25 protein-coding genes are annotated in these 21,777 nt (G+C 62.8%); 17 read left to right on the plus strand and 8 right to left on the minus strand.

Going from position 1 to position 21,777, the window contains the following annotated elements; all coding sequences use genetic code 11:
- Positions 1-79: 79 nt before the first annotated feature.
- The gene (locus J2Y41_RS14105) at positions 80-295 is read right to left on the minus strand and encodes a hypothetical protein (protein ID WP_309929369.1); all 216 of its coding nucleotides are present in this window, start codon (positions 293-295) and stop codon (positions 80-82) included.
- A 103-nt stretch (positions 296-398) separates the two neighbouring features.
- On the minus strand, positions 399-1,115 hold the full coding sequence (locus J2Y41_RS14110) for a hypothetical protein (RefSeq protein WP_309929373.1): 717 nt from the start codon (positions 1,113-1,115) through the stop codon (positions 399-401).
- 397 nt (positions 1,116-1,512) lie between these two features.
- Between J2Y41_RS14110 and J2Y41_RS14115 the strand changes: the two genes are divergently transcribed.
- Positions 1,513-2,496 (plus strand): LacI family DNA-binding transcriptional regulator, encoded by a 984-nt coding sequence (locus J2Y41_RS14115; RefSeq protein WP_309929376.1) that lies wholly within the window; start codon positions 1,513-1,515, stop codon positions 2,494-2,496.
- Positions 2,497-2,588: 92 nt separating this feature from the next.
- Here J2Y41_RS14115 and J2Y41_RS14120 read toward each other — a convergent pair whose 3' ends face one another.
- Positions 2,589-2,753 (minus strand): hypothetical protein, encoded by a 165-nt coding sequence (locus J2Y41_RS14120; protein WP_224166129.1) that lies wholly within the window; start codon positions 2,751-2,753, stop codon positions 2,589-2,591.
- A 210-nt stretch (positions 2,754-2,963) separates the two neighbouring features.
- Between J2Y41_RS14120 and J2Y41_RS14125 the strand changes: the two genes are divergently transcribed.
- The 4 genes from J2Y41_RS14125 to J2Y41_RS14140 all read left to right on the plus strand — a co-directional run bounded on the left by J2Y41_RS14125 (position 2,964) and on the right by J2Y41_RS14140 (position 6,705).
- Positions 2,964-3,785 (plus strand): hypothetical protein, encoded by an 822-nt coding sequence (locus J2Y41_RS14125; RefSeq protein ID WP_309929379.1) that lies wholly within the window; start codon positions 2,964-2,966, stop codon positions 3,783-3,785.
- The gene (locus J2Y41_RS14130; RefSeq protein ID WP_224094888.1) at positions 3,769-4,518 is read left to right on the plus strand and encodes a LamB/YcsF family protein; all 750 of its coding nucleotides are present in this window, start codon (positions 3,769-3,771) and stop codon (positions 4,516-4,518) included. Before J2Y41_RS14125 ends, J2Y41_RS14130 begins: the two co-directional genes overlap by 17 nt.
- Positions 4,519-4,565: 47 nt before the next feature.
- The gene (locus tag J2Y41_RS14135) at positions 4,566-5,378 is read left to right on the plus strand and encodes an allophanate hydrolase (RefSeq protein WP_309929384.1); all 813 of its coding nucleotides are present in this window, start codon (positions 4,566-4,568) and stop codon (positions 5,376-5,378) included.
- A 121-nt stretch (positions 5,379-5,499) separates the two neighbouring features.
- Positions 5,500-6,705, plus strand: a complete 1,206-nt coding sequence (locus tag J2Y41_RS14140) for a Fic family protein (RefSeq protein WP_309929387.1) — start codon at positions 5,500-5,502, stop codon at positions 6,703-6,705.
- A gap of 5 nt (positions 6,706-6,710) precedes the next feature.
- Here J2Y41_RS14140 and J2Y41_RS14145 read toward each other — a convergent pair whose 3' ends face one another.
- Complete coding sequence (locus tag J2Y41_RS14145) at positions 6,711-8,066, minus strand: DUF445 family protein (protein WP_309929389.1); 1,356 nt, start codon at positions 8,064-8,066, stop codon at positions 6,711-6,713.
- A 49-nt stretch (positions 8,067-8,115) separates the two neighbouring features.
- Here J2Y41_RS14145 and J2Y41_RS14150 point away from each other — a divergent pair, with 49 nt between their 5' ends.
- From J2Y41_RS14150 to J2Y41_RS14165, 4 genes are read left to right on the plus strand one after another with little or no spacing between them, the layout of a single operon-like run.
- Positions 8,116-9,006: a glycerophosphodiester phosphodiesterase family protein gene (locus tag J2Y41_RS14150; protein WP_224094897.1), complete on the plus strand. Its 891-nt coding sequence runs from the start codon at positions 8,116-8,118 to the stop codon at positions 9,004-9,006.
- A gap of 43 nt (positions 9,007-9,049) precedes the next feature.
- A complete protein-coding gene (locus tag J2Y41_RS14155) occupies positions 9,050-9,484 on the plus strand; it encodes a hypothetical protein (RefSeq protein WP_224094899.1) in 435 nt (144 codons plus the stop codon).
- 20 nt (positions 9,485-9,504) lie between these two features.
- Positions 9,505-10,257 (plus strand): AzlC family ABC transporter permease, encoded by a 753-nt coding sequence (locus tag J2Y41_RS14160; RefSeq protein WP_396133548.1) that lies wholly within the window; start codon positions 9,505-9,507, stop codon positions 10,255-10,257.
- Positions 10,254-10,565: an AzlD domain-containing protein gene (locus tag J2Y41_RS14165; protein ID WP_223947666.1), complete on the plus strand. Its 312-nt coding sequence runs from the start codon at positions 10,254-10,256 to the stop codon at positions 10,563-10,565. Before J2Y41_RS14160 ends, J2Y41_RS14165 begins: the two co-directional genes overlap by 4 nt.
- A 3-nt stretch (positions 10,566-10,568) precedes the next feature.
- Here the strand turns inward: J2Y41_RS14165 and J2Y41_RS14170 are convergent, their stop codons facing one another.
- On the minus strand, positions 10,569-11,198 hold the full coding sequence (locus J2Y41_RS14170; RefSeq protein WP_224094902.1) for a TetR/AcrR family transcriptional regulator: 630 nt from the start codon (positions 11,196-11,198) through the stop codon (positions 10,569-10,571).
- Positions 11,199-11,290: 92 nt separating this feature from the next.
- Between J2Y41_RS14170 and J2Y41_RS14175 the strand changes: the two genes are divergently transcribed.
- Genes J2Y41_RS14175 through J2Y41_RS14185 form a run of 3 tightly spaced genes read left to right on the plus strand, consistent with a single transcriptional unit; the run spans position 11,291 to position 12,841 of the window.
- A complete protein-coding gene (locus J2Y41_RS14175) occupies positions 11,291-11,623 on the plus strand; it encodes a thiamine-binding protein (RefSeq protein ID WP_224094903.1) in 333 nt (110 codons plus the stop codon).
- A gap of 39 nt (positions 11,624-11,662) precedes the next feature.
- Positions 11,663-12,334 (plus strand): O-methyltransferase, encoded by a 672-nt coding sequence (locus J2Y41_RS14180; protein ID WP_309929398.1) that lies wholly within the window; start codon positions 11,663-11,665, stop codon positions 12,332-12,334.
- 3 nt (positions 12,335-12,337) lie between these two features.
- Positions 12,338-12,841, plus strand: a complete 504-nt coding sequence (locus tag J2Y41_RS14185) for an N-acetyltransferase (protein WP_309929401.1) — start codon at positions 12,338-12,340, stop codon at positions 12,839-12,841.
- 18 nt (positions 12,842-12,859) lie between these two features.
- On the opposite strand, the gene J2Y41_RS14190 is transcribed toward J2Y41_RS14185, so the two are convergent.
- A complete protein-coding gene (locus J2Y41_RS14190) occupies positions 12,860-13,102 on the minus strand; it encodes a hypothetical protein (RefSeq protein ID WP_309929403.1) in 243 nt (80 codons plus the stop codon).
- A 119-nt stretch (positions 13,103-13,221) separates the two neighbouring features.
- Here J2Y41_RS14190 and J2Y41_RS14195 point away from each other — a divergent pair, with 119 nt between their 5' ends.
- Complete coding sequence (locus J2Y41_RS14195; protein ID WP_309929406.1) at positions 13,222-14,139, plus strand: fused MFS/spermidine synthase; 918 nt, start codon at positions 13,222-13,224, stop codon at positions 14,137-14,139.
- Here the strand turns inward: J2Y41_RS14195 and J2Y41_RS14200 are convergent.
- A complete protein-coding gene (locus tag J2Y41_RS14200) occupies positions 14,128-15,018 on the minus strand; it encodes a LysR family transcriptional regulator (protein WP_309929408.1) in 891 nt (296 codons plus the stop codon). The two genes, J2Y41_RS14195 and J2Y41_RS14200, sit on opposite strands and share 12 nt — an antisense overlap.
- A 149-nt stretch (positions 15,019-15,167) precedes the next feature.
- On the opposite strand from J2Y41_RS14200, the gene J2Y41_RS14205 reads away from it, so the two are divergent.
- Both J2Y41_RS14205 and J2Y41_RS14210 read left to right on the plus strand, forming a co-directional pair.
- Complete coding sequence (locus J2Y41_RS14205) at positions 15,168-16,565, plus strand: MFS transporter (RefSeq protein WP_224094913.1); 1,398 nt, start codon at positions 15,168-15,170, stop codon at positions 16,563-16,565.
- Between the two features lie 4 nt (positions 16,566-16,569).
- Positions 16,570-17,319, plus strand: a complete 750-nt coding sequence (locus J2Y41_RS14210) for a 3-hydroxybutyrate dehydrogenase (RefSeq protein WP_309929410.1) — start codon at positions 16,570-16,572, stop codon at positions 17,317-17,319.
- Between the two features lie 76 nt (positions 17,320-17,395).
- On the opposite strand, the gene J2Y41_RS14215 is transcribed toward J2Y41_RS14210, so the two are convergent.
- On the minus strand, positions 17,396-18,832 hold the full coding sequence (locus J2Y41_RS14215; RefSeq protein ID WP_309929411.1) for an amino acid permease: 1,437 nt from the start codon (positions 18,830-18,832) through the stop codon (positions 17,396-17,398).
- A 187-nt stretch (positions 18,833-19,019) separates the two neighbouring features.
- Here J2Y41_RS14215 and J2Y41_RS14220 point away from each other — a divergent pair, with 187 nt between their 5' ends.
- On the plus strand, positions 19,020-20,006 hold the full coding sequence (locus J2Y41_RS14220) for an ABC transporter ATP-binding protein (RefSeq protein ID WP_224094919.1): 987 nt from the start codon (positions 19,020-19,022) through the stop codon (positions 20,004-20,006).
- A 1-nt stretch (position 20,007) separates the two neighbouring features.
- Entirely contained in the window at positions 20,008-21,630 is a 1,623-nt protein-coding gene (locus J2Y41_RS14225; RefSeq protein WP_309929417.1) for a hypothetical protein, read from the plus strand.
- Positions 21,631-21,777: the final 147 nt, after the last annotated feature.

The raw sequence follows: 21,777 nt of genomic DNA on the forward strand, positions 1-21,777 counted from the left end.
TAGATCGTTCTAGTGAACCAATGGTTGCATGCTCGGGGCGCCATCGTCTAGATCGTTCTAGATGCCTCTTGTGCTACGGCTAAGTGGCATCGTTCCGCCGGGCACGTGCATGGGGAAGATGACGCCCGAAGGCCAGCCTGATGAGCGGGGTCAGCAAAAGGAGCAGCAGGACGCTGCCAACGCCAACAATGCCAGTGAGGAAAACCAGGCCGGCCATGAACAGGAGGTGGATGTCGGTGGTATCCGCAAGCGGTAGGACGGCCGATATTGCCGATACCTGGTTGAGGGTGTTCATGTGTGGCTCCTGACGCGCATCGGTTGCTCGTTCGAACACCCTTTAAGTGCGGTGAGGAGAAGAAAAATGTCGCCGTTGCGGCAGCACGTTCAGGGCTGCAGGATCACGAAGCCCGCAGGGGCATGTCCTGGGCCAGTTTGACCACAATCTTCTTGTCATTGCCGGGGTCCGAGGGGTCGTACCAGAGCGTGGTCTCCTGACCATCAATCACGGGATCAGCGGCATCGATCAAGAGGGGACGCTGCACCCATCGTTGGACGCCACTTGAGTCGTGAAAGGTGAAGGTCACCGTGGTGAGGATTCTGGCGCTGTCGCGGAACGCCACATAGCCTTTGTCGCTGACTCTCGCGGACGTCATGATGCCTGTGCTCATGACACCGGCCTCACGTTCGGCAACAAGCCGCCTTTTCTGCGCTGCCATCACCCCAAGGAGCACTAGAAACAGGGACACGACGAGGCAGCCCACGCCTATCCACGTCAGGATGGCAGGGTATTCGAGACCGACCGCGGCCACCGCCACACCGGTTGCCGCACCAAGCCACATCAGCGCTCCGCCCAAAGTGAGCCCAAGTTTGCGGTGCTTCATCACGATGGCTGTCCAGGCGATGGAGCTCAGGACAATCAGGGGGATGCTGGAGATGATGGCGGCCAGTGCCAGGCCGGGAGGCACCTCCGACTCGAAGGCTGTGATGTGGGGCCAGCCAAAGCCGGCCGCCAACCCAGCGACGAACTGGAAGGCAAGCGTCAGCACCACGGCAAGCGGGCCGGGGCGCTTGTTGGCGCGCAGTTTCCGGAGGGCGACGGGATCCACTGTGCTCATGGGGTCATTAAACAGGTCTTGTGGAAAACAGCCAGAGCGCTCGCCGGAATACGGTGGGCGAATGTTGCCCGGAAGACGCCGATCGGGGAACGCTGAAGATTATTGCAAAACCCCGCGTCACGTTTCCGCAGGCCAAAGCACATATCCAGTGCCCAAGTCGTTGTACCGCGTAATGTGCCGTTGCCCTTTTCGGCGCATGTCCGCGGACAACGCTGAGTTGGCAGTGATGGATGTGGTGGGTTCTGGGGCCCACCCGGGGCGCCGTCACTGCGATACCGGGCTAGTGCGGTCGGTCGTCTGAGTCGCGACCGGCCGCATGTCCGGGGGGCAGGATTCCTTTGCGCCGTTTGTGTCTTAGATCGTTCTATAGACTGGCTGCGGGCGAAGGAGGGCCACGATGGGAAAGCGTCCCACACTGATGGACGTCGCTGAAGCGGCAGGGGTTTCCCGTGCGCTCGTTTCCATCGTGATGCGGGACGCTCCTGGAGCCTCTGAAGCTACGCGACTTAAAGTCCAGCAAGCTGCCAAGGAACTCGGCTACCGTCCCGATAGCCGTGCGCGTCTTCTCCGCAGCAGCCGGACGAGGCTGCTCGGTGTCAGCTTTTCCACGTCGCACCCGTTCCACGCCGAAATCGTCGATGCCGCTTACGCCGGAGCAACTGAGCGCGGCTACGATATCGCGCTAAGCGCAGTGGCCAACGGCCGGCCGGAATCGCGTGCCGTCGAGTCTCTGCTGGACCTGGGTTGTGAAGCCCTGATCATGATTTCTCCAGCGCTGGGGGAGGACGAGCTGGCCGGTTATGCCGCAAGGCTCCCTGTGGTCAGCCTGCTCCGCGACGACGTCGGCGAATTCCTGGACTCCGTCAGCAGCGATGACGACGCCGGTATCCGCATCGCAGTGGAATATCTCACCTCGCTGGGGCATCGGAGAATTGCCCACGTAGACGGCGGGGACGCTGTTTCGAGTCCACAACGCCGCGACGCATTCCGGGCAGAGATGGCTGGCCGGGGGCTGGAAGCCCGGGTGATTCCCGGTGGCGCCACCGAAGAAGACGGCCTCCGGGCTGGTCGGGAGCTTCTGGAGGACCTGCCCACCGCCGTCCTTGCCTTCAACGATCGCTGCGCACTGGGCATCTGGGAAAGCTTCCGGGCAGCTGGGCTCAGCGTCCCTGAGGATGTGTCCGTCCTCGGTTACGACGATAGCCAGTTCGCCCGCCTTAGCTACGTCCAGTTGTCCTCCGTCAGCCAGGACGCCCCGCTTCTGGCGCGGGCCGCCGTCGACCGTGCCATCGATCGGCTGGAAGGCTCGACGCCGCCGGCGCACCTTGTGCGGACACCGCACCTGGTTATCCGCAACACCACCGGGCCCGCCCCAAAATAGCCCGCGGCCGGCCCGGTGGGTTCATGACTAGCGCACGCCAAGGGCTGGCCGCTCTTGAAGGCGTCCAGCGGTAAGTGCGGGAGGAACCGGAGTTATGAAGCGCCCGACGGCGGGGCGTCGTCGTCGAAATCGGGCCCCTCGGCAGCATCCTGGCTGTGGATGCCGGTATCGTGCGAAACCCAGCCTTCCGTCTCTCCCTCTGCAGGGGCGTCGGTGTGGTGCCGGATGATGTGCTGTGTCTTGTCGTTTGCGTTCATTACGGATACTCCCTGTCCGTGCTTGGACTGCTTCCGTGAGTGCACTCAAGTCTACGCCGGCCCGGCTCTCTTGAGAGGTCCGCCCTGCGCTGAATCCTCGCCCGGAAACGCGCAGAACAGGCCTCTCAACGGGCCATACGAAGCTACGGGTGGCATAGGCTGAACGCAGTAGTTCTCCGCGAAACGACTAACTGCCATGCAGAGGTGAAGATGCCCAAGCGCCCCAACCCGGCGGTGAAAATCGCCCAAGAGACAGCCCACAACGCAGTATTCGACGCCCAAGGCAACGCCAAGCCGGGTGTGCACAATGTCTTGCTGCGCGCCGTCGAAATCCAGCGGCCACTAGTTCTGGCAAACCTGCGCAGAATGCAGCGCAGGCATCCAAAGGCGTCGCCCGCGCAGCTTGCCGCGAAACTGGAGCGCGACTACTTGGCCGCCATCACCGGCGGGGGAGCTGCCGTGGGGGCCACCGCCGTCGTGCCTGGCATCGGAACCGCAGCCTCGCTGGGACTCTCCGCCCTTGCCACCGTCGGGTTCCTGGAGACCACCGCGCTTTATGCATCAACACTGGCGGAGCTCCACGGCATCCGGCTGACGGACCCGGAACGGGCAAGGACGATGGTCATGGCCATCATGCTCGGCGAGGAAGGCACGTCTCTGCTGGGTGCCCTCAGCGGCCAGTCCCTTGGACGAGGCAAGGGCGTGACCAATGCCTGGGGCACGACACTCACCAAGAAGATTCCCGGCAGTGGCTTTGGCGTCATTCGCGATGCCATCCAGCGCGCGTTCCTGAAGAACCTCCTGAAGCGCCAAGGCTCCGCGTTCCTGGGACGAGCCCTGCCGTTTGGCGTGGGTGCCGTGGTGGGTGGTGCCGGCAACCTGATGATGGGCCGCGCAGTCGTCGCAACTGCCAAGGAAGCCTTTGGTCCGCTGCCCGATACGATCCCCGGCGAACTGCTGGCGGGCGCACCCACCAACGAGACCAACAACAATCTGACGCTGGAAGGCGGTAACAGTGGACCTCAACGCTGATCTGGGGGAGTCGTTCGGCTCCTGGACCATGGGCGACGACGCCTCGATGTTCCGCATCGTGAGCAGCGCCAACGTGGCCTGCGGTTTCCACGCCGGAGACCCACTGACCATGCTGGACAGCTGCCGTGCCGCTTTCGAACTGGACGTTCGCGTCGGCGCGCATGTGGGGTACCGGGACCTGGCCGGCTTTGGACGGCGCTCGCTGGACATGACCTTCGACGAACTGTTCGGCGATGTCCTCTACCAACTCGGCGCCCTCGACGGCATGGCCCACGCCGTGGGAGCGTCCGTGGATTACGTCAAACCGCACGGCGCGCTGTACAACAGGATCGTCCACGATCCCGACCAAGCTGAGGCCGTGGTTGCCGCCGTCCATGCCTACGATCCCGGGCTGCCGGTGCTGGGCTTGCCGGGCTCGGCCTGGCTGAAGCTGGCCGAGGAATCCGGACACCCGGTCTTCCGGGAAGCATTCGTGGACAGGGCGTACCTTCCTGACGGCACACTGGTCCCGCGATCCGAGGAAGGCGCAGTGCTGCACGACCCCGCAGCGGTAGTCGCCCAGGCCGTTCGGCTGGCGACGCGTAAAGAAGTGGTGGCCGTGGACGGAACCATTGTCCCGGTCAGCGCCGATTCCCTCTGCATCCATGGCGATACTCCTGGGGCTGTGAACATGGCCGCGGCAGTTCGGGCAGGCTTGGAGGAAGCAGGGGTGGAAATTGATGCGTTCGCCTAGTTTGTCCTGGAACGCACCTTGAATACGAGGTACTTGAGGAGGTTTTAATGGGTGCCGTCGCTGTTGATCCGGGCCCCTTGACCCTGGCCCTTGCACCTGACCAGGCCCTGGACCGCACTTCCCTGCACCTTGCCAACGCAATGCTGGGCAACCCTGACTCTGCGGGCGGCCTGGAGATACTTTTGGGTGGTCTGCGCCTCCGGTTCGTCACGGCCTCGGCCTTGGCCATCACGGGCGCGGAAGGCGTGGTCAAGCTCAACGGCTCCGAGCTGCCGTTCAACAAGGCTGTCCGCGTCAGCCCGGGGGCGGTATTGGAGTTTGGGCCGGCGCTGTTCGGGATCCGGTACTACCTGGCCGTTCAGGGTGGCATCGAACCCCAGACGGAACCCCTTCGCGCCGGCGGCTCGCTTACTTTCGGACGCGCCCACGGCCACAATATTTCGACGGAGAACCACGCCCCGCGTCGGGCCCTGGATCCCGAACGTCCGGTGGTGGCCCGAGTGGAGCGGGGTCCACAAGCCCAAAATTACGACGCCGGTACCTGGCTTCGGTTGACCAGCGAACCATGGATCCTCTCGCCGGAATCGGACCGGGTAGGTGCCCGGTTGGTGGGGCGCCCACTCGAGCCCGCCGGTGCGACGGCGGTGGCGGGCGCCACTGGGCCGGCCACGACTCCAGTACCCCAGGCACAACCGTTGCTTTCAGGCTCGGTCCTGTTGCCGCCGTCGGGCTTTCCCGTCATTGCCCTGGCTGGCCACCCGCCGACGAGCAAGTCCCCCGTGATCGCAGTTGTTCGCGACGAAGACCTGGATCTGCTGGGCCAAGCACGGCCGGGACAGATGGTTCATTTGCTGGGGTGACGTGAGAAGGTCGCCGATCGTTTTTCTCAGTGGCGTTCGATTGTGAGAATCAGATGGCTCGATTTTCTCATAAACAGCGAATCGTGAGAAAATGGGCTGGTCGATCTTCTCAAGGAGAGCCATGCGCAGTGAACGCGACGAAGAGTTTGGCGGCCTTGCTTGGCCGTCAATCAGCCACGAAGAGCATCCCTGGGCAGCGGACGCTGAGCCGGGAACGTCCAGGCGTCAACGGCTCTTGGCACGCGGCCCCTACGAAGCTGCCATCCCGGCAGAAATTGCCCGCCTCGACCCTCAGGTTGATTCCCGCACCCAGTCGCTTGTTGAGGCAGCCACTGTGGAAATGGTCCGGTTCGACGCCGAGCTGGGACAGGAATCTGCGCCGTTCGCAGCGTTGCTGCTCCGAGGTGAGTCCGCATCGAGTTCCCAGATCGAGAACCTTACGGCCGGTGCGCGGAAGATCCTGCTGGCGCAATTAGGCGACCGCTCGAGTCCTAACGCTGCACTGATTGCGTCCAATGTGGATGCCATGGAGGCCGCAATTGCCTTGTCTGAAGACCTCAGCGTCCAGAATATCGGAGCCATGCATCACACCCTGCTGGCTTCCTCCGACCAAGTCATAGCTGGGGAATACCGGGCCAGCCAAGTCTGGATCCGGGGCAACTCACCCCACTCAGCGGAGTTCGTGCCGCCCCATCACGGTCGTGTTAGGGCAGCCATGGAGGACCTGGTCGAGTTCATGCGCCGAGACGACATCCCCGCTCTGACTCAAGCTGCCTTGGCACACGCACAGTTCGAAACCATCCACCCTTTTGCGGACGGCAACGGCCGCACGGGCAGGGCGATCGTCAGCGCCTTGCTCCGCGCTAAAGGGGTAACGGAAAAGGTAACCATCCCCGTTTCTTCAGGGCTGCTGACCAATACCCGGCTCTACTTCGACTCCTTGGGTGACTACCGTCAGGGAAACATCCTGCCCATCATTGAGCGTTTTGCCGAGTCTTCCATGCTCGCCGTGGAAAATGGCCGGTTGCTGGCGGAGGACATCCGGACTGCACAGAAGGAGTTCGTCGCAAAGATCGGATCTGCTCAGGAATCCGTGCTTAAAGTCCTTGAGCTGTTGCCTCGCGAGCCCGCAATCACCGCTGAGATGGCAGCCGATTACGCCAAGGTCTCGCAGGCAACGGCGTACAGGGCAGTGCAACGGCTGGAAGCGGCTGGGGTGCTGACTCCCGCCGGGAAAGTGCGTGGGGTCAGCGTATGGCTGGCACGTGACATCATCGCAGCGCTGGACGACTTCGCTGCACGGTCCGGCCGCCGCGTCCGCCACTGACGGCCTTAGCCGAACAGCAGGTGCGCAACCGTGAAGATCGCGAGGCCGGCCAAGGCACCCACAACGGTTCCGTTGATGCGGATGTACTGGAGGTCCTTGCCCACTTGCAGCTCGATCTTCCGGGACGTTTCCTCAGCATCCCAGCGGGCAACGGTCTCCGAGATGACGCCTGCTATGTCCGATCGGTAGGTGTTCACGAGGTAGCCCGCAGCGTCGCCAATCCAGGCGTTGATCTTCCCGGCGAGTTCGGCGTCGTTGACCAGCCGCGAACCGAAGTCCCGGACGGCGCTCTTGAACCGCTGGCTGAGTTCGCTGTCGGGATCGTCGACGGCGGTGAGCAGCGCATTCTTGACTGTTCCCCAGGTGCGCGAGGCCAATTCCCGGACTTCAGGATCACCCAGGATCTGGGCCTTGATGGTCTCGGCGCGCTCTATCATGGCAGGATCATGCTGCAGGTCCTGCGCCAGGTCCGTCAGGTAGGCATCGATCGATTTGCGCACTTGATGGTTCTGGTCATTTTGTACCGCCCGCACGAACTTCAGGAGTTCGACGTACACCTTGTCGCTCACCAGCCCATCCACGAACGTCGGCACCCACACCGGCGAGCGGTCCGAAACCAGCCTGTTGACCGTTGCATGATTGGCATCCATCCAATCGGCGGCACGATCAACCAGCAGGTCAACCAGCTTGTGGTGATGCCCGTCAGCGAAGATCCGTTCCGCCATCCGGCCCACGGGTGGTCCCCACGGCGGGGTGAGCAGGTGCTTGCGGACCATGCCCTCAATAACTGCTTGCACGTCGTCGTCGTTCAGCACGGTGAACGCGCCGCGGATCATCGCGCCGCCTTCCTTGGCCACACGTTCGGCGCCTCCCGGTCCGGATAGCCACAGGCCTGCCTTGCGGGCAATGTCTATGCTCGCCAACTTGTCCTGCACAACTTCCTGTGACAGGAAGTTGCTCTCCACGAACTCACTCAGCGATTCGCCGATCTGGTCCTTCCGGCGGGGAATGATGGCTGTATGCGGGATCTTCAAGCCCATGGGGTACTTGAACAGCGCCGTGACCGCGAACCAGTCAGCCAAAGCACCGACCATGCCACCCTCGGCCGCTGCCCTGACAAACTCAAGCCATGGGTACTGCTTCTGGAAAGCGAACGCCAGCATGAACACAATGGCCATGCCTATCAACAGCGCCAGGGCCAGCCGTTTCATGCGGCGCAGAGCCGCTGCCTTTTCCTCGTCACCAGCAGAACGGCCGACGACGACGGACCCCCGTTGAGTGGCTCCGGAAGCTGTCGCTTGGGCTGGCTGGGCTTGGTTGGTGAGGTCTTCGGCCGGGATTTGTTCAGAGTTCACCTGCATTAGCCCAGCGTAGCCCCGTGCGTGCAGCCGCGTGGGCTACCGTGGCTGCATGACTAGCGACGATTTGGCCCCTCGCCGGCCCAAGGTCTACGCACACCGCGGCGCCAGTGCTGCGTTCGCGGAACACACCCGTGCGGCCTACCTCAAGGCGATTGCTGACGGAGCTGATGGCGTTGAGTGCGACGTCCACTTGACCCGGGACCAGCACGTGGTCCTTCTGCATGATGCCAACCTGGACCGCACTTCCACCGGCACCGGCCCGGTCTCGGAGAAGACCCTTGAGGAACTCCGGGCCTTGGACTTCTCCTCCTGGAAGGGCGCCCGGATACCGGATGCCTACGGCGGGATCGCTGATCAATTCCTTACCTTGCCGGAACTGCTGGACATTCTGCGTGGCGCGGGGCGCGAGATAGGTTTGGCGATCGAGCTCAAGCACCCCAGCCCCTACCAGCTCAACCTTGAGGACAGGGTTCTGGACGTGCTGCTCAGTGAGGGATGGATACCCGGGGAGTCCCGGCTTGAGAACATCCAGGTCTCTTTCATGAGCTTCGATTCCGACTCGATCCAACACCTGCTGAAGAAGGTTCCAGCCCAGTACATTTGCCAGTTGGTGGACAACTTTTCGGTGCAGGAGCTTCGGCAAGAGCTGGGCCTGGGTCCGATCACGGCAGGTGCGGTGGCCAACGTCATGAAGGCAACCCAGTTGGAGGCTGAACGCATCCTGGATCACGGCGAGGTAGGAATTGCCGGACCAGGCATCGACTACGTGCGGGAACATGCCCGCAACGTCCAACGCTGGCTGGAATCCGGCAGGGTATTCAGGGTCTGGACCGTGGACTCGGAGAAGGACGTAGCTCTGTGCCAGGGGCTGGGCATCCATGAGATCACCACGAACAAACCCGCGCAGGTCTTGGCCCAGCTTCAGGTCCCCAGCAGATAACACCGAACTTTGGGCCCCACCGCGCTTGTGATTGAGTGGTCTCATGTCATTTCGCTGGTCAGCCCGTGCCACACAAACCACTTCCGCAATCGGTCTGAGCGCACTTCTCCTGGCGAGTGCCATGAAGCATTTCCGCACACCTGGGTTCTACTACCCGGTTGTGCCTGATTACCTGTGCCGCAGCGACGAGCCGGGGAGCCAGCCAAATGGTCCACTGGCTCTTATGTCCCGTGAGGAATGGGTCGCTTCCAGCGGCCTGCTTGAGGCGACTGCCGCCGTCGGGCTCCTCATCCCGGCCACCCGCAAAGTGGCTGCGGACGCCACGACAGCCATGTTTACCGTATTCCTTGCAGGGCATATTGATGCCCTCCGCCGTGCATATGGTCCCAACGGCACGCCCAGCCAGCGACGCATCCACACGCTGAGATTGCCTCTTCAGGTTCCGCTCATCCTGTGGTCCTGGAGCCTGCGGAAGTGAGTGGAGGTCCAGCAGTTCCCTTGAAACTCAAGGACTCGCCAGCTTTCAAGATTGCCCTGTCGCTGAGCATTGCCACAGGCCTCTATGGCGTGTCCTTTGGTGCGCTTTCCGTGGCGTCAGGTTTCGATTTCTGGCAAACAATGGTGCTGAGTCTTTTGCTGTTCAGTGGAGGTTCCCAGTTCGCGTTCATCGGCGTAGTGGCGGGTGGGGGATCCGGGGTAGCAGCGATGACGGCCAGCGCTTTGCTGGGGCTGCGCAACGGAATATATGGCATGCAGATCAATGCCATGCTGCGTCCACATGGATGGCGGCGATATATCTCGGCCCACCTGACGATTGACGAGTCAACAGCGACGGCATCCGGCCAGTCGGACCTCGACGAGCAACGCCGCGGTTTTTGGACAGCCGGCATTGGAATATTCATTCTCTGGAATATCTTTACTGCCATTGGTGCGCTGGCCGGCGACGCCATGGGCGATCCCAAACAGTGGGGCCTGGACGGCGCCGCGGTTGCTGCTTTCCTGGCGTTGCTGTGGCCGAGGCTGAAGGGACGCGAACCCTGGGCCATCGCCGCGGCGTGTGCACTTGCGACGATTCTCGCCGTGCCGTTTGTTCCCTCGGGAGTTCCCATTTTGGTGGCTGCGCTGGTGGCCGGTGTGATCGGTTGGTTCAGCCACGCACGGATGGATGAAGGACTTGAGCCTGACCTCGACCCGTACGCGCGCAAGCAGGGACACGGAGATAACAACACTGCGGGCAGGGGGAACGAATGAACCTCTGGCTCTGGATCCTCATCGCCTGTGCGCTTGCGTACCTGACCAAGCTGGTGGGCTATTTTGTCCCGGCCAAACTGCTGCAGAGCCCGAGGATTATGCATATCGCAGGCACCATGACCATTGGGCTGCTGGCGTCCCTGACCGTCGTCAACGCCCTCGCTTCAGGACAGGGGCTCGTTTTGGACGCACGCATTGGCGCACTGGCGGCGGCCGCCGTCGCTCTTTGGCTTCGCGCGCCGTTCCTGGTGGTGGTTATCTCGGGTGCTGCCGCAGCAGCACTCCTGAGGTTGCTCGGTTGGGGCTAGCTGCTAGACGTCGTCCGTGAGCGTGACGCCCGGGATGGGTGATTGTTCCGGGAGCGGGCGGGACGGACGTTCTGTCCGGATAGCGTCTTCAATGAGCGCCACGGGACGTTTCCAGGCTTCGGAGCCAGGTTCCATGGTGTCCACGGCACCGATCAGCATGGCAAGGAGCCGGACCATGTCCTCGATGGTGATATCGCGGCGCAGCGAACCCTGCCCCTGACCGCGTTCGAGGAGCGTGGCCATGGAGCCGATGAGGCCGCCGGTAATGCCCATGAGGAGTCCGCGCCGGCCCGCGACGGCGTCGAGCAGGTTGGCGTCTTCGCTCGCCACTCCCATGACGGCATCGATGACGTTGATGAGACCCTCGGCGGCGTCCATGCCTTCGAGGGACGCGTCCGCGACGGGATCTACGTGCTGGCGAAGTTGGCGGGACAGGGCCGCAAGTACCAATTGTTCTTTATCGGAGAAGTTGCGGAACAGCGTAGCCGGACCTACTCCTGCCGTGGCGGCGATGGTCTGCAGGGGAACTTCGGGGCCGTGTTCCCGGAAGCACTGCCGGGCTGCGGTGATGATTTTGTCCACATTTCGTGCAGCGTCGGCCCTGAGGGGCTTGCGTTCAGAGGGCTGTTCCATGCTTGTCAGGGTAGCAACGGACAGGGGTTGAGCCTTTGTTACGCGGGAGTAGGCCGTTATGTGACAAACCAGTACGTGAAACACTGGATTTCATGTTGCTTGCATTCTCAGTCGCCCCTTCAGGCCAGCCCGCTTCCGCCACCAACGGCGGACCCACCCCCGACGCCTCCGTGCACGATGCCGTGGCCGCCGCGGTCAAGATCGTCCGCGAGTCCGGTTTGCCGAACCAGACGGACTCCATGTTCACCACCATCGAAGGCGAATGGGACGAGGTCTTTGACGTCGTTAAGCGGGCGACGGAGGCCGTGGGCCGCTTTGGCAGCCGCGTCTCCTTGGTGATCAAAGCGGATATCCGGCCCGGTTACAGCGGTGAACTGACCGGCAAGGTAGAGCGTCTGGAAGAGGCTATTTCCACCACGGATTAGCTCTTTCCCCTGTCAGTGACCAGTGCAAGACTGGGGGCCATGATTGAACACGTGGCTGAACCCGGTTGGATTGATGTCGAGCATTACCTGACTGACGTCGTCGTGCGTCCTGATCCTGACCACAAGCGCGCCCTGGCATCTGCAGTCGAGGCGGGCATGCCACAGATAGAAGTGGCGCCGAACGCCGGCAAGCTGCTCAAGATGCTCGTGCAGTTGTCCGGAGCCAGGCACGTCCTGGAGATTGGTACGTTGGCCGGTTTCAGCAGTATCTGGATGGCCCAGGGACTTCCCGACGACGGCCGGCTGGTGACGTGCGAGTACCTCCAAAAGCATGCTGACGTTGCGCGGGCGAACGTGGACGCGGCCGGGGTGGGGCACAAGGTGGACATCAGGGTAGGTGCCGCGTTGGACACGCTGCCCACATTGGTGGGCGAGGAATCGTTCGATTTTGTGTTCATCGACGCGGACAAGGAGAACGACCCCAATTATCTTGACTGGGCCATCCGTCTTGGCCATCCCGGCACGGTAATCGTGATCGACAACGTCATCTGGGACGGCTCCATCCTGGAGCCTGCGCGGGACGAGGTGAACGCGCCGGGAATCGTCAAGGCCTTGGAAATGCTTGGCCAGGACCCACGTCTTGATTCCACGGCCATCCAGACTGTGGGCAGCAAGGGCTGGGACGGTTTCGCCATCGCCAGGGTGCGGTAGCCGATGGATTTCACGCTGCGCCCGGCAACTGTTGAGGACGCCGAAGCCATGACCATCATGCATGTCCAGTCCTGGCGGGAGAGTTATGGGCATTTGCTGCCGCCGGAATTCTTCGCGAAGCAGGAAGCTACCCTGCCGGAGAGGATCGAGCGGTACAGGGCCTTGATCGCGGCAGGCCATCCGCGAATGCTGGCCCATGATCCCGATGGTGAATTGGTAGGAATCGCGGCTTCAGGACCGGGCAGGGATGAGGATAGCCCCTGTGACGTGGAGCTGTTCATGCTGTACACGCTGCAGCGGGTCCATGGCCGTGGCGTAGGCCAGGCGCTGGTGGACGAGCTCTTGGGTGATGGTCCGGCCTATCTGTGGGTCCTCGATGATAATCCGCGGGCCCAGGCCTTCTACCGTCGCAACGGCTTCGTGCCCGATGGCAAGCGGCAGCTGTGCGATCCCTCGTGGTACTTACTGCCGGAACATCGGATGGTGCGTCCCGCCGTCGGGCTTTAAGGTGGGGACTTCTTGCCTTCAGGCGTGTTCATGATGGCGCGGCCTGGGGCGCCTGGCTGCCCTTGGCCTGGGCAGGAGATGCCGTAGCCGTCCTTGGCGTGCGCCGGGTGCCGGTTGCGTGGCGCCTGGGTGTTCGTCCTCGGGCGGTTCCTCCAGGAGGCTGGGCGGTTTGGGCACCCGGGCAATCAGTAGGCAGACCACGGTCAGCCAGGCGAACGCGACCGTAAACACCTCCACCCAAACCGATCCCAAAGCTTCCATGAAGAGATCTTATGGCCCAATGACGCTAAGTGGTAAGCATCCTTATTAAATGCTTCGATGGAATGCGATGATGCGCGACTCCACTAGGCTGGATCCATGACTCAGGCAGGGCGGTTTTAGTGGCGAAATCCGGTAAATCCAGCAAAGCAAGCAAGTCCGGCCGGGCGGGAAGGTCGACGGCGGGAGTCATTGAGCTGCCTGGCGGCACCCGTCCTGACGGTCCGGTAGCAGGCGTCTATTACATTGACACCGGCGACTGCGAACTGCTTCCCGATCCTGACAACAATAACGGCTGGCTCCTGAAGATCAACGGCGTGCTGAGCTCTCACATTGACCTCGCCGATCCACTGTTCCTTGACTTCGAATACATGCGCTGGATTGCTGCCCTTGTGGAATCGAGGTGGCCGCGGGAGGCAAAGCCAAAGCTGCGGGCCCTGCACCTGGGCGGGGGAGCCTGCTCCATGGCCCGATACTTCAACGCGGCATACCCGGATGCGCGGCAAGTGGTGGTGGAGCTCGATGCAAAGCTCGCCGACTACGTCCGTGGCTGGTTCGAACTCCCCAAGGCGCCCTTGCTCCGGATCCGCGTCGGTGAAGCGCGTGCAGTGACCGAGTCCCTGACCCCTGATACTCGGGACCTCATCATCAGGGACGTCTTCGCCGGAGCTTTTACGCCACGCGCCCTCACCACCCGCGAATTCAACGCCCACGCCGACGCCGTCCTGGCCCCCGATGGCTTGTACGTGGTCAATTCGGGCGACGCCCCGGATCTGAAGAATGCACGCGCTGATGCTGCCACCATCGCCGACACTTTTGAGCACACCATGATCATCGCCGACCCCGCCATGCTCAAGGGCCGCCGCTACGGGAACATGATCATGGCCGGCAGCCACGTGCCATTCGGCGACGACCCAACCCTTGCCCGCAAGCTCTTGGGCGGGGCCGTCCCTGCACACATCTGGAACGACGCCCAAGTGCGGGCCTTCGCCGCCGGGACGCCGGTTCGCCACGATCCGCCGGCAGCTTCACCCGAGTAGCTCCTCCCGGCGGCGCTCCGTCTCCTCGCGCAGGGCCTGGACGACGGCGGCCACTGCGGGGCGGCGCATGGAGTCCGGGCGGAGGACCATCCAGTATGGGAGCAGCTCCGCGAAGTCGGCTGGCAGGAGCCGCACCAAATCTGCGTGACGATCGGCCATGAAGCAAGGCAGGAAGCCCACGCCCGCGCCGGCTCTCGTCGCCTCCACATGCACGAACACGTTGGTGGAGCTCAGCCCATCGCGCATGGACGGCACGAGTCTTCTTGGTGCGTCCAGATCGTCCACTTGGAGCATGGAGTCCACGAAGTAGACCAACTGATGCTGCGTAAGTTCCTCGATGGTGCGCGGCGTGCCGTTGGCTGCCAAGTACGCGCGGGAGGCGTACATTCCCAGGCGATACTCGCCGAGCCTTATTGCTTCTGCCCGGTGGACCTGTGGCGTCCCCACGACCACCTCGATGTCCAGGCCGGAGCGTTGCTGAAGCGCCCTGCGGGTGACGGTGACAATCTCAACGCTGAGCCCTGGATGGTCGCGCCGAAGGCGGGCTACGGCCGGGGCGGCTATGTAGGCGCTGAAACCATCGGTTGCTGTCATGCGTACGACGCCGGTAATGGGGTCGGGTGCGCCGTCGCTGGGTCCCAGCGCACCCACCGCAGTTTCAATGCGTTCGGCGACCAGTACCGCCTCCGCCCCCAACTCCGTCACTTCCCAGCCACCAGCGGCGCGGGCGAGGACGCGGCCGCCCAGTGCCTTCTCGAGGGCAGCTATCCTGCGCGAAACGGTGGTGTGGTTCAAGCCCAGGGCTTGTGCCGCCGTCGTGAATTTTCCTGACCGTGAGACGGCGAGAAGTATCAGGAGATCATCCGGATTGGGATTCATATCTGCAATTCTGCACACACTTAGTGCCGGTTTGATCATTGAGGCCGGATGAATCTGCAGTAATACTCAGTGGAGCATTTCGTGTTGTGGATCACAGCATGCATCAGGGCACTGTCAAAAGGGTCAACGAGGACACTGAGGAGATGGATATGAGCGTAGAGCAGCGCTCCACATCAAAGGCCGGGAACGAATCCGGCAAGGGCTCCGGCCTTAAGAAGATCGTCGCTGCGTCCATGGTGGGCACAGTGGTGGAGTGGTACGAGTTCTTTCTCTACGCCACCGCCGCGACACTGGTTTTCGGCAAGTACTTCTTCCCGAGCACCGGCAACGAACTGGACGGCATCATCCAGGCGTTCCTGACCTACGCGGTTGGTTTCGTAGCCCGCCCGCTGGGCGGAATCGTCTTCGGCCAGATCGGTGACAAGCTCGGCCGCAAGCCCACGCTCCAGCTGACCATTGTGATCGTGGGCGTCTCGACGTTCCTCATGGGCTGCCTCCCCGGCTTCGCCGAGCTGGGCTACTGGGCACCGGCCATGCTGGTGGCGCTCCGCTTCATCCAGGGCTTCGCGCTCGGTGGCGAGTGGGGAGGTGCCGTGCTCCTGGTAGCTGAACACAGCCCCAACAAGTCGCGCGGCTTCTGGTCATCCTGGCCGCAGGCAGCAGTTCCTGTGGGCAACCTCCTGGCTACGCTGGTCCTGTTCATCATGTCCACCACCCTCAGCAGCGAGGCATTCCTCGGTTGGGGCTGGCGGGTCGCATTCTGGCTGTCCGCAGTGATCGTCTTCGTCGGCTACTACATCCGCACCCACGTCACCGAAGCACCCATCTTCCTCGAGGCCAAGGCGCAGGTGGAGGAATCGAAGGCCATCAGCTACGGCGTCGGCGAGGTCATCCGCAAATATCCCAAGGGCATCCTGCAGGCCATGGGCCTCCGCTTCGCCGAGAACATCATGTACTACCTCGTGGTCAGCTTCGCGATCGTCTACCTCAAGAGTGTCCACAAATACGACACCTCATCGCTCCTGCTGGCATTGCTCATTGCGCACGTGATCCACTTCCTGGTCATCCCGCAGGTTGGGCGTCTTGTTGACGCCTGGGGTCGCAAGCCCGTGTACCTGGCTGGAGCGATCGCCGGCGCAACCTGGCCGTTCTTCGCGTTCCCCATGTTCGACACCAAAAACGCCGTGGTCATCGTGTTGGCCGTGACCATCGGCCTGTGCCTGCACGCCTTTATGTACGCAGGGCAGCCCGCCATCATGTCCGAGCTCTTCCCCACCCGCATGCGCTACTCCGGTGTGTCCCTCGGCTCGCAGGTTACATCGATCTTCGCTGGCTCGCTCGCCCCGCTCCTGGCTACCCAATGGCTCAAGGACACCGGCTCCTGGCTCCCCACCGCGATCTACCTCGTCGTCGCCTGCGCTATCACCGTCGTCGCAGTCGTTTCGCTGAAGGAAACCAAGGGCATCGCGCTCCAGGACGTGGACGAAGCAGACGCCGTCCGGCACGGACTGGCTACTTCAGCTGCCGGCACCGCAGCGAAAGGCTGATTCCATGGACAACTCCTTGAACGGACGCAAAGCACTGGTCACCGGCGGTGCCAGCGGAATCGGGGCGGCCTGCGCCCGGGCGCTCGCCGCCCGCGGGGCGAAAGTAGTAGTGGCCGACGTCGATGCCTCCGGAGCTGCGGCCCTCGCCGACGAACTGGGCGGTACGGCGTGGACGGTGGACCTGCTGGACGTCGACGCCCTGGCTGCCCTCAGCCTCGACTGCGACATCCTGGTCAACAACGCCGGAATCCAGAAAGTAGCACCGATCGAGGAGTTCGAACCTGCTGAATTCAGGCGGATACTCGCACTGATGCTGGAGGCCCCGTTCCTCCTCATCCGTGCCTCGCTCCCGCACATGTACGCCAACGGGTTCGGCCGGATCATCAACATCTCCTCGGTTCACGGGCTCCGGGCTTCGGCCTACAAGAGCGCCTACGTCTCCGCTAAGCATGGCCTCGAAGGGCTGAGCAAGGTCACTGCCCTGGAGGGCGGCGAGCACGGAGTGACGTCCAACTGCATCAACCCCGGATACGTCCGCACGCCCTTGGTGGAACGCCAGATCGCCGATCAAGCCCGGCTCCACGGCATCCCTGAATCAGAGGTCCTGGCGAAAGTGATGCTGACGGAGTCGGCCGTAAAGCGGCTGGTGGAGGTTGAAGAAGTGGCGTCGTTGGCAGCCTGGATGGCCTCGGACGACGCCGGCATGGTCACTGGCGCGAGCTACACGATGGACGGCGGGTGGTCGGCGAGGTAGCTGGTCCGCGAGGTGACAGTTAATGCCAATGTTCCGCGCGAACATTGGCATTAACTGTCACTTGGGAGTGGGGTTCCTAGACGGTCTCGTCCACGAGCTCCGCACGACGCAGGCCGCCACCGCGGACCCATAGCTTGTAAGCGACGAACAGCAGCACAAGCCATGTGCCCCCAACATAGAGTGCAACCCGGGTGTCCTCGAAGACCCCGAGGATCACGATCACCATGGCCATGAACGCCATGGTCAGGATGGACGCGGCCGGCCACAGCGGGGAACCAAATTCCGACGCCGGAAGCCCCTTGCGCTTGATTTCCCGCTTCATGGCAACGTGCGAAGCAAGGATCATCACCCAAACCCACACCGTGGCAAACGTGGCTATCGAGGCGATCAGCACGAACACGTCTTCCGGGATCACAGCGTTCAACACGACGCCCACAAGGAGGATGCCGCCCATCATCACCACGGTCATCCAGGGGACGCCGTGCCGGGAGATCTTGCCGAAGCTCTTCGGAGCATGACCTTGCTGGGCAAGGCCGAACAGGATGCGCCCGGCTCCGAAGATGTCGCTGTTGATCGCGGACAACGCGGCAGTGATGACCACGGCATTGAGGATGTGCGGTGCAGCAGGGATGCCCAGGCCGTCGAAGATCTGCACGAACGGGCTACCGCTGCTGCCGATTTCGTTCCACGGGAAGATGCTCATCAGCACGCCCAGGGTCAATACGTAGAACAACAGGACGCGGACCGGCACAGTGTTGACTGCCTGGGGAATGACCTTCTTGGGGTCGGCTGCTTCGCCAGCGGTAATGCCGATTGTTTCGATCCCACCGAAGGCGAACATCACGACGGCGAACGCGGCCAGGAGCCCTTCGAAACCGTTCGGGAACAAACCGCCGTGATGAACCAGGTTCCCCAACCCCGGTGCCACACCGCCGCCGTCGCCCGTCTGGAAGCCGAAGACGACGATTGCCGCGCCTCCGACGATCATGGCGATGATGGCCACCACCTTTATCAGCGAGAACCAGAACTCCAGTTCACCGAAGACCTTCACGCTCAACAGGTTCATGGCACCCAGGAAGAGAATGATCGCGAGGACCCAGATCCAGCGGTCCACCTGCGGGAACCAGAAGCCCATGTAGATGCTGAAGGCAGTGACATCGGCGATTGCGACAATGGCCATCTCGAACACATAGGTCCAGCCGGTCACGAAGCCGGCGAACGGTCCAAGGTACTTGCTCGCGTATTGGCCGAACGAGCCGGACACGGGGTGCCGGACGGCCATTTCGCCGAGCGCACGCATCACCATGAAGACGGCTGCGCCGCCGATGATGTAGGCCAGAAGGACGGCCGGGCCGGCTTTCTGTATGGCGGACGCGGAACCGTAGAACAGTCCTGTGCCGATTGCGGATCCGAGTGCCATGAAGCGGATGTGGCGGACGTTGAGGCCACGGCTCAGTGCCGTACCGGCGGCTTGGAGGACTGTGTCCTTCGAAGCCAGCGTGGTTTGTTGCATGGTAAAACCTTCTCGTCTTTGGGAGGGGATCGCTAACCAGCACATCACTTTTGGCGGCCTTGTGATTGGCCTCACGGGGGTTTGGTGTCTTTGATCGCAGACAGTGCGACAGGAGTCACAGCCTCGCTCCGGGCCGGGCCAGCTCCCTTCCTTCACAGGGACGCTGATCCTGCGTAACGTCGGCTCCATGGACCCTGTCATCCAGACCGTCGATCTCCATAAGAACTTCGGCCGGGTCAAGGCACTGGACGGCCTCGACCTCGAAGTCCCTGCGGGGCAAGTCCACGGCTTCCTCGGCCCCAACGGTGCAGGGAAGTCCACCACGCTGCGTATTCTCCTGGGCCTGGCGCGGGCCTCGTCGGGCAGTGCAAGCGTCCTCGGAATGCACCCATGGGCAGACGCCGTCGAACTGCATCGGCGTGTTGCCAGCGTCCCGGGCGACGTCAGCATCTGGCCGAATCTCTCTGGGGGAGAGACCATCGATTTCCTTTCCCGGCTTCGTGACGGCGGGACGGATCGGGCGGAGTATCGACGCCGAAAGGAGCGTTTGTGCCAGCTCTTCGACTTTGACCCCACCAAGAAGGGCCGTGCCTACTCCAAGGGAAACCGCCAGAAAGTTGCGCTCATCGCAGCCCTGGTTGCCGACGCCGAGGTCTACCTTCTGGACGAGCCGACAAGCGGTCTGGATCCCCTGATGGAGGCCGTCTTTACCCGCGAGATTCGCCGGCTCGTCGGTGAGAAAGGAGCTACTGTCCTCCTCTCCAGCCACATCCTCTCCGAGGTGGAACAGCTGGCCGACAGTGTGAGCATCATCCGTGCAGGCCGAATAGTGGACGGCGGGACGCTTGACTCCCTGCGTCACCTGACGCGTACCGGGATCTCTTTCGCGCAGGACCAGGTGGATCTCGGGGCCTTCCAAAGCCTTTCCCAGGTCCACGACCTCACGGTGGCCGCAGGGCGGGTCAAGTTCAGCGCCGATTCGGATCGTGTCCACGAGGTCCTGCCGATTCTTGGCCGTCTGGGTGTGCAGGGCCTCCTGGTCGCTCCACCGTCGCTTGAAGAGTTGTTCCTCCGGCACTATGGCGTTGCCCTTCCATCCCAAACAGAAGAAGTGAAGGCCGACGGCGGCACTCACCATCGGCGGCGTCGGCCGCCCGCCAAGACGGGCCTCTAAGATGAACCGCTTCGTGGATCTGTATTGGCAACGACTCCGCCGCGATCGTTGGCAGCTCCTGAGCTGGGTTGCTTCCATCGGTGCACTCGCCTACTTCGCCACAACAGCGGTGGCCTTGGCATATGGTGACGATGCTTCCCGCGCCGAGATCCTGCATATTGCCACGGCCACCCCGGCTATCTTGATACTCCGCGGCTTGGTCCGCGGCCCTGCCCTGGACGCGTTTACGTTTTTCCAGATCTTCGCCTTCCTGGGTGTCCTTGCCGGTTTGATGAATACCTTCCTGGCGGTGCGGCATACGCGCGCCGAAGAGGAAGCGGGCCGGGCCGAGCTCGTCGCCTCCACGGCTGCGGGACGTTGGATGCCGCTTGCGGCGACCATGACTCATGGGCTCGCTGCAAACGTACTGGTGGCCGCAGCGGTCACGTTCGGCTTTGTGGCCGGCGGGCTCGATGCCGCGGGCTCGCTGGTTGCCGGTCTTGCGGCCGGAGCCATTGGATTGGCTTTTCTCACGGTCGGATTGCTCGCGTCCGAGTTCATGAGCACCTCGCGTGGGGCAAACGGAGCGGCGGCAGGGCTAGTGGTTGCCGCCTATCTTTTGCGTGGTTTCGGGGACGCGACCGGCGAGGTCAGCCAGGACGGCCTCACTGTCACGGCAGCTTGGCCGAGCTGGGTTTCGCCCATCGGTTGGGGACAACAGACTTTTGCCTACACCGGAAACCGATTGTGGCCCCTGCTGCTTCCGCTGGGCCTTGGCGTCGTATGCGCCTCGCTTACCGCCGTCGTCATGTCCAGGCGCGATGTTGGCGCAAGCGTGCTGGCTGGACGACGTGGCCGGACGGACGCCCGCCGCTCACTCCGCGGACCCTTCGCCCTGGCGCTACGACTCCAGCAGGGCGCTATCGTCAGCTGGTGCATTGGCGGGTTCATCGCAGGGCTGCTCACCGGCGCCCTCGGTGCTGCCATCCAGCAGGTCAGCATCACGAACTCCTCCGTCACAGCGATCCTTAGGGCCATGATCGAGGCGCAAGGCACATCCATGACGCAGCTGGTCATCGCTGTCCTGTTTGAAATTGGTGGCATCCTGGCGGCGGCCTGCGGACTCCAGGCCGTTCTGCGATTGCGGCAGGAAGAAGTGACGGGCACAGCCGAGCTGGTGCTTTCGGAACCGCTGGGGCGGATTCGTTGGTTTGGCAGCTTCCTCGGCCTCGGTGCGGCCTCGGTGGTGCTCGTTATGGTGTTCGCGGCGTTCGGTGCCTGGTATTCCTTGCTGGTCTCCGGTGAATCAGTTGTTGAAGTGGGCAACGTATGGGAAACCGCCGGGGCTCAAATCCCGGCTGCCCTGCTCTACCTGGCGTTGCCCGCGGCGGTTTTTGTTACCTTTCCCCGGGCTACTGTTCCGGTGGGCTGGGCGTTGCTGGCGTTGGGCGTGGTGCTGGGGGTCTACGGCGGAATGCTTGGCTTCGACAAGTCGCTCAGGGACCTGTCTCCGTTCACGCACTCGCCAGTGGTTACCACCAGCGGAACCGATTGGAGCGGCGGCTTTTGGATGCTCGGGATTGGCGCGGCGCTTGTGGTGTTCGCGTTCGTTGCCGTGCGGCGTAGAGAGGTTGGCACTGCCTGAACCGCCCCCAAACTGAGGACCATTGTTAAGTCTGGTATTTCAGACGCCGTAGTGGAAGTGCGGGCTAGCGCAGCGCCGATTAAGAGGGCACGCTTGAGTACGGGATACCGGACGCATCGGGCCGGGAGAGGCTGGACGGTGTCCCCT

This window comes from Arthrobacter sp. 1088, assembly GCF_031455315.1.
In the GTDB taxonomy this organism is placed as follows: domain Bacteria; phylum Actinomycetota; class Actinomycetes; order Actinomycetales; family Micrococcaceae; genus Arthrobacter.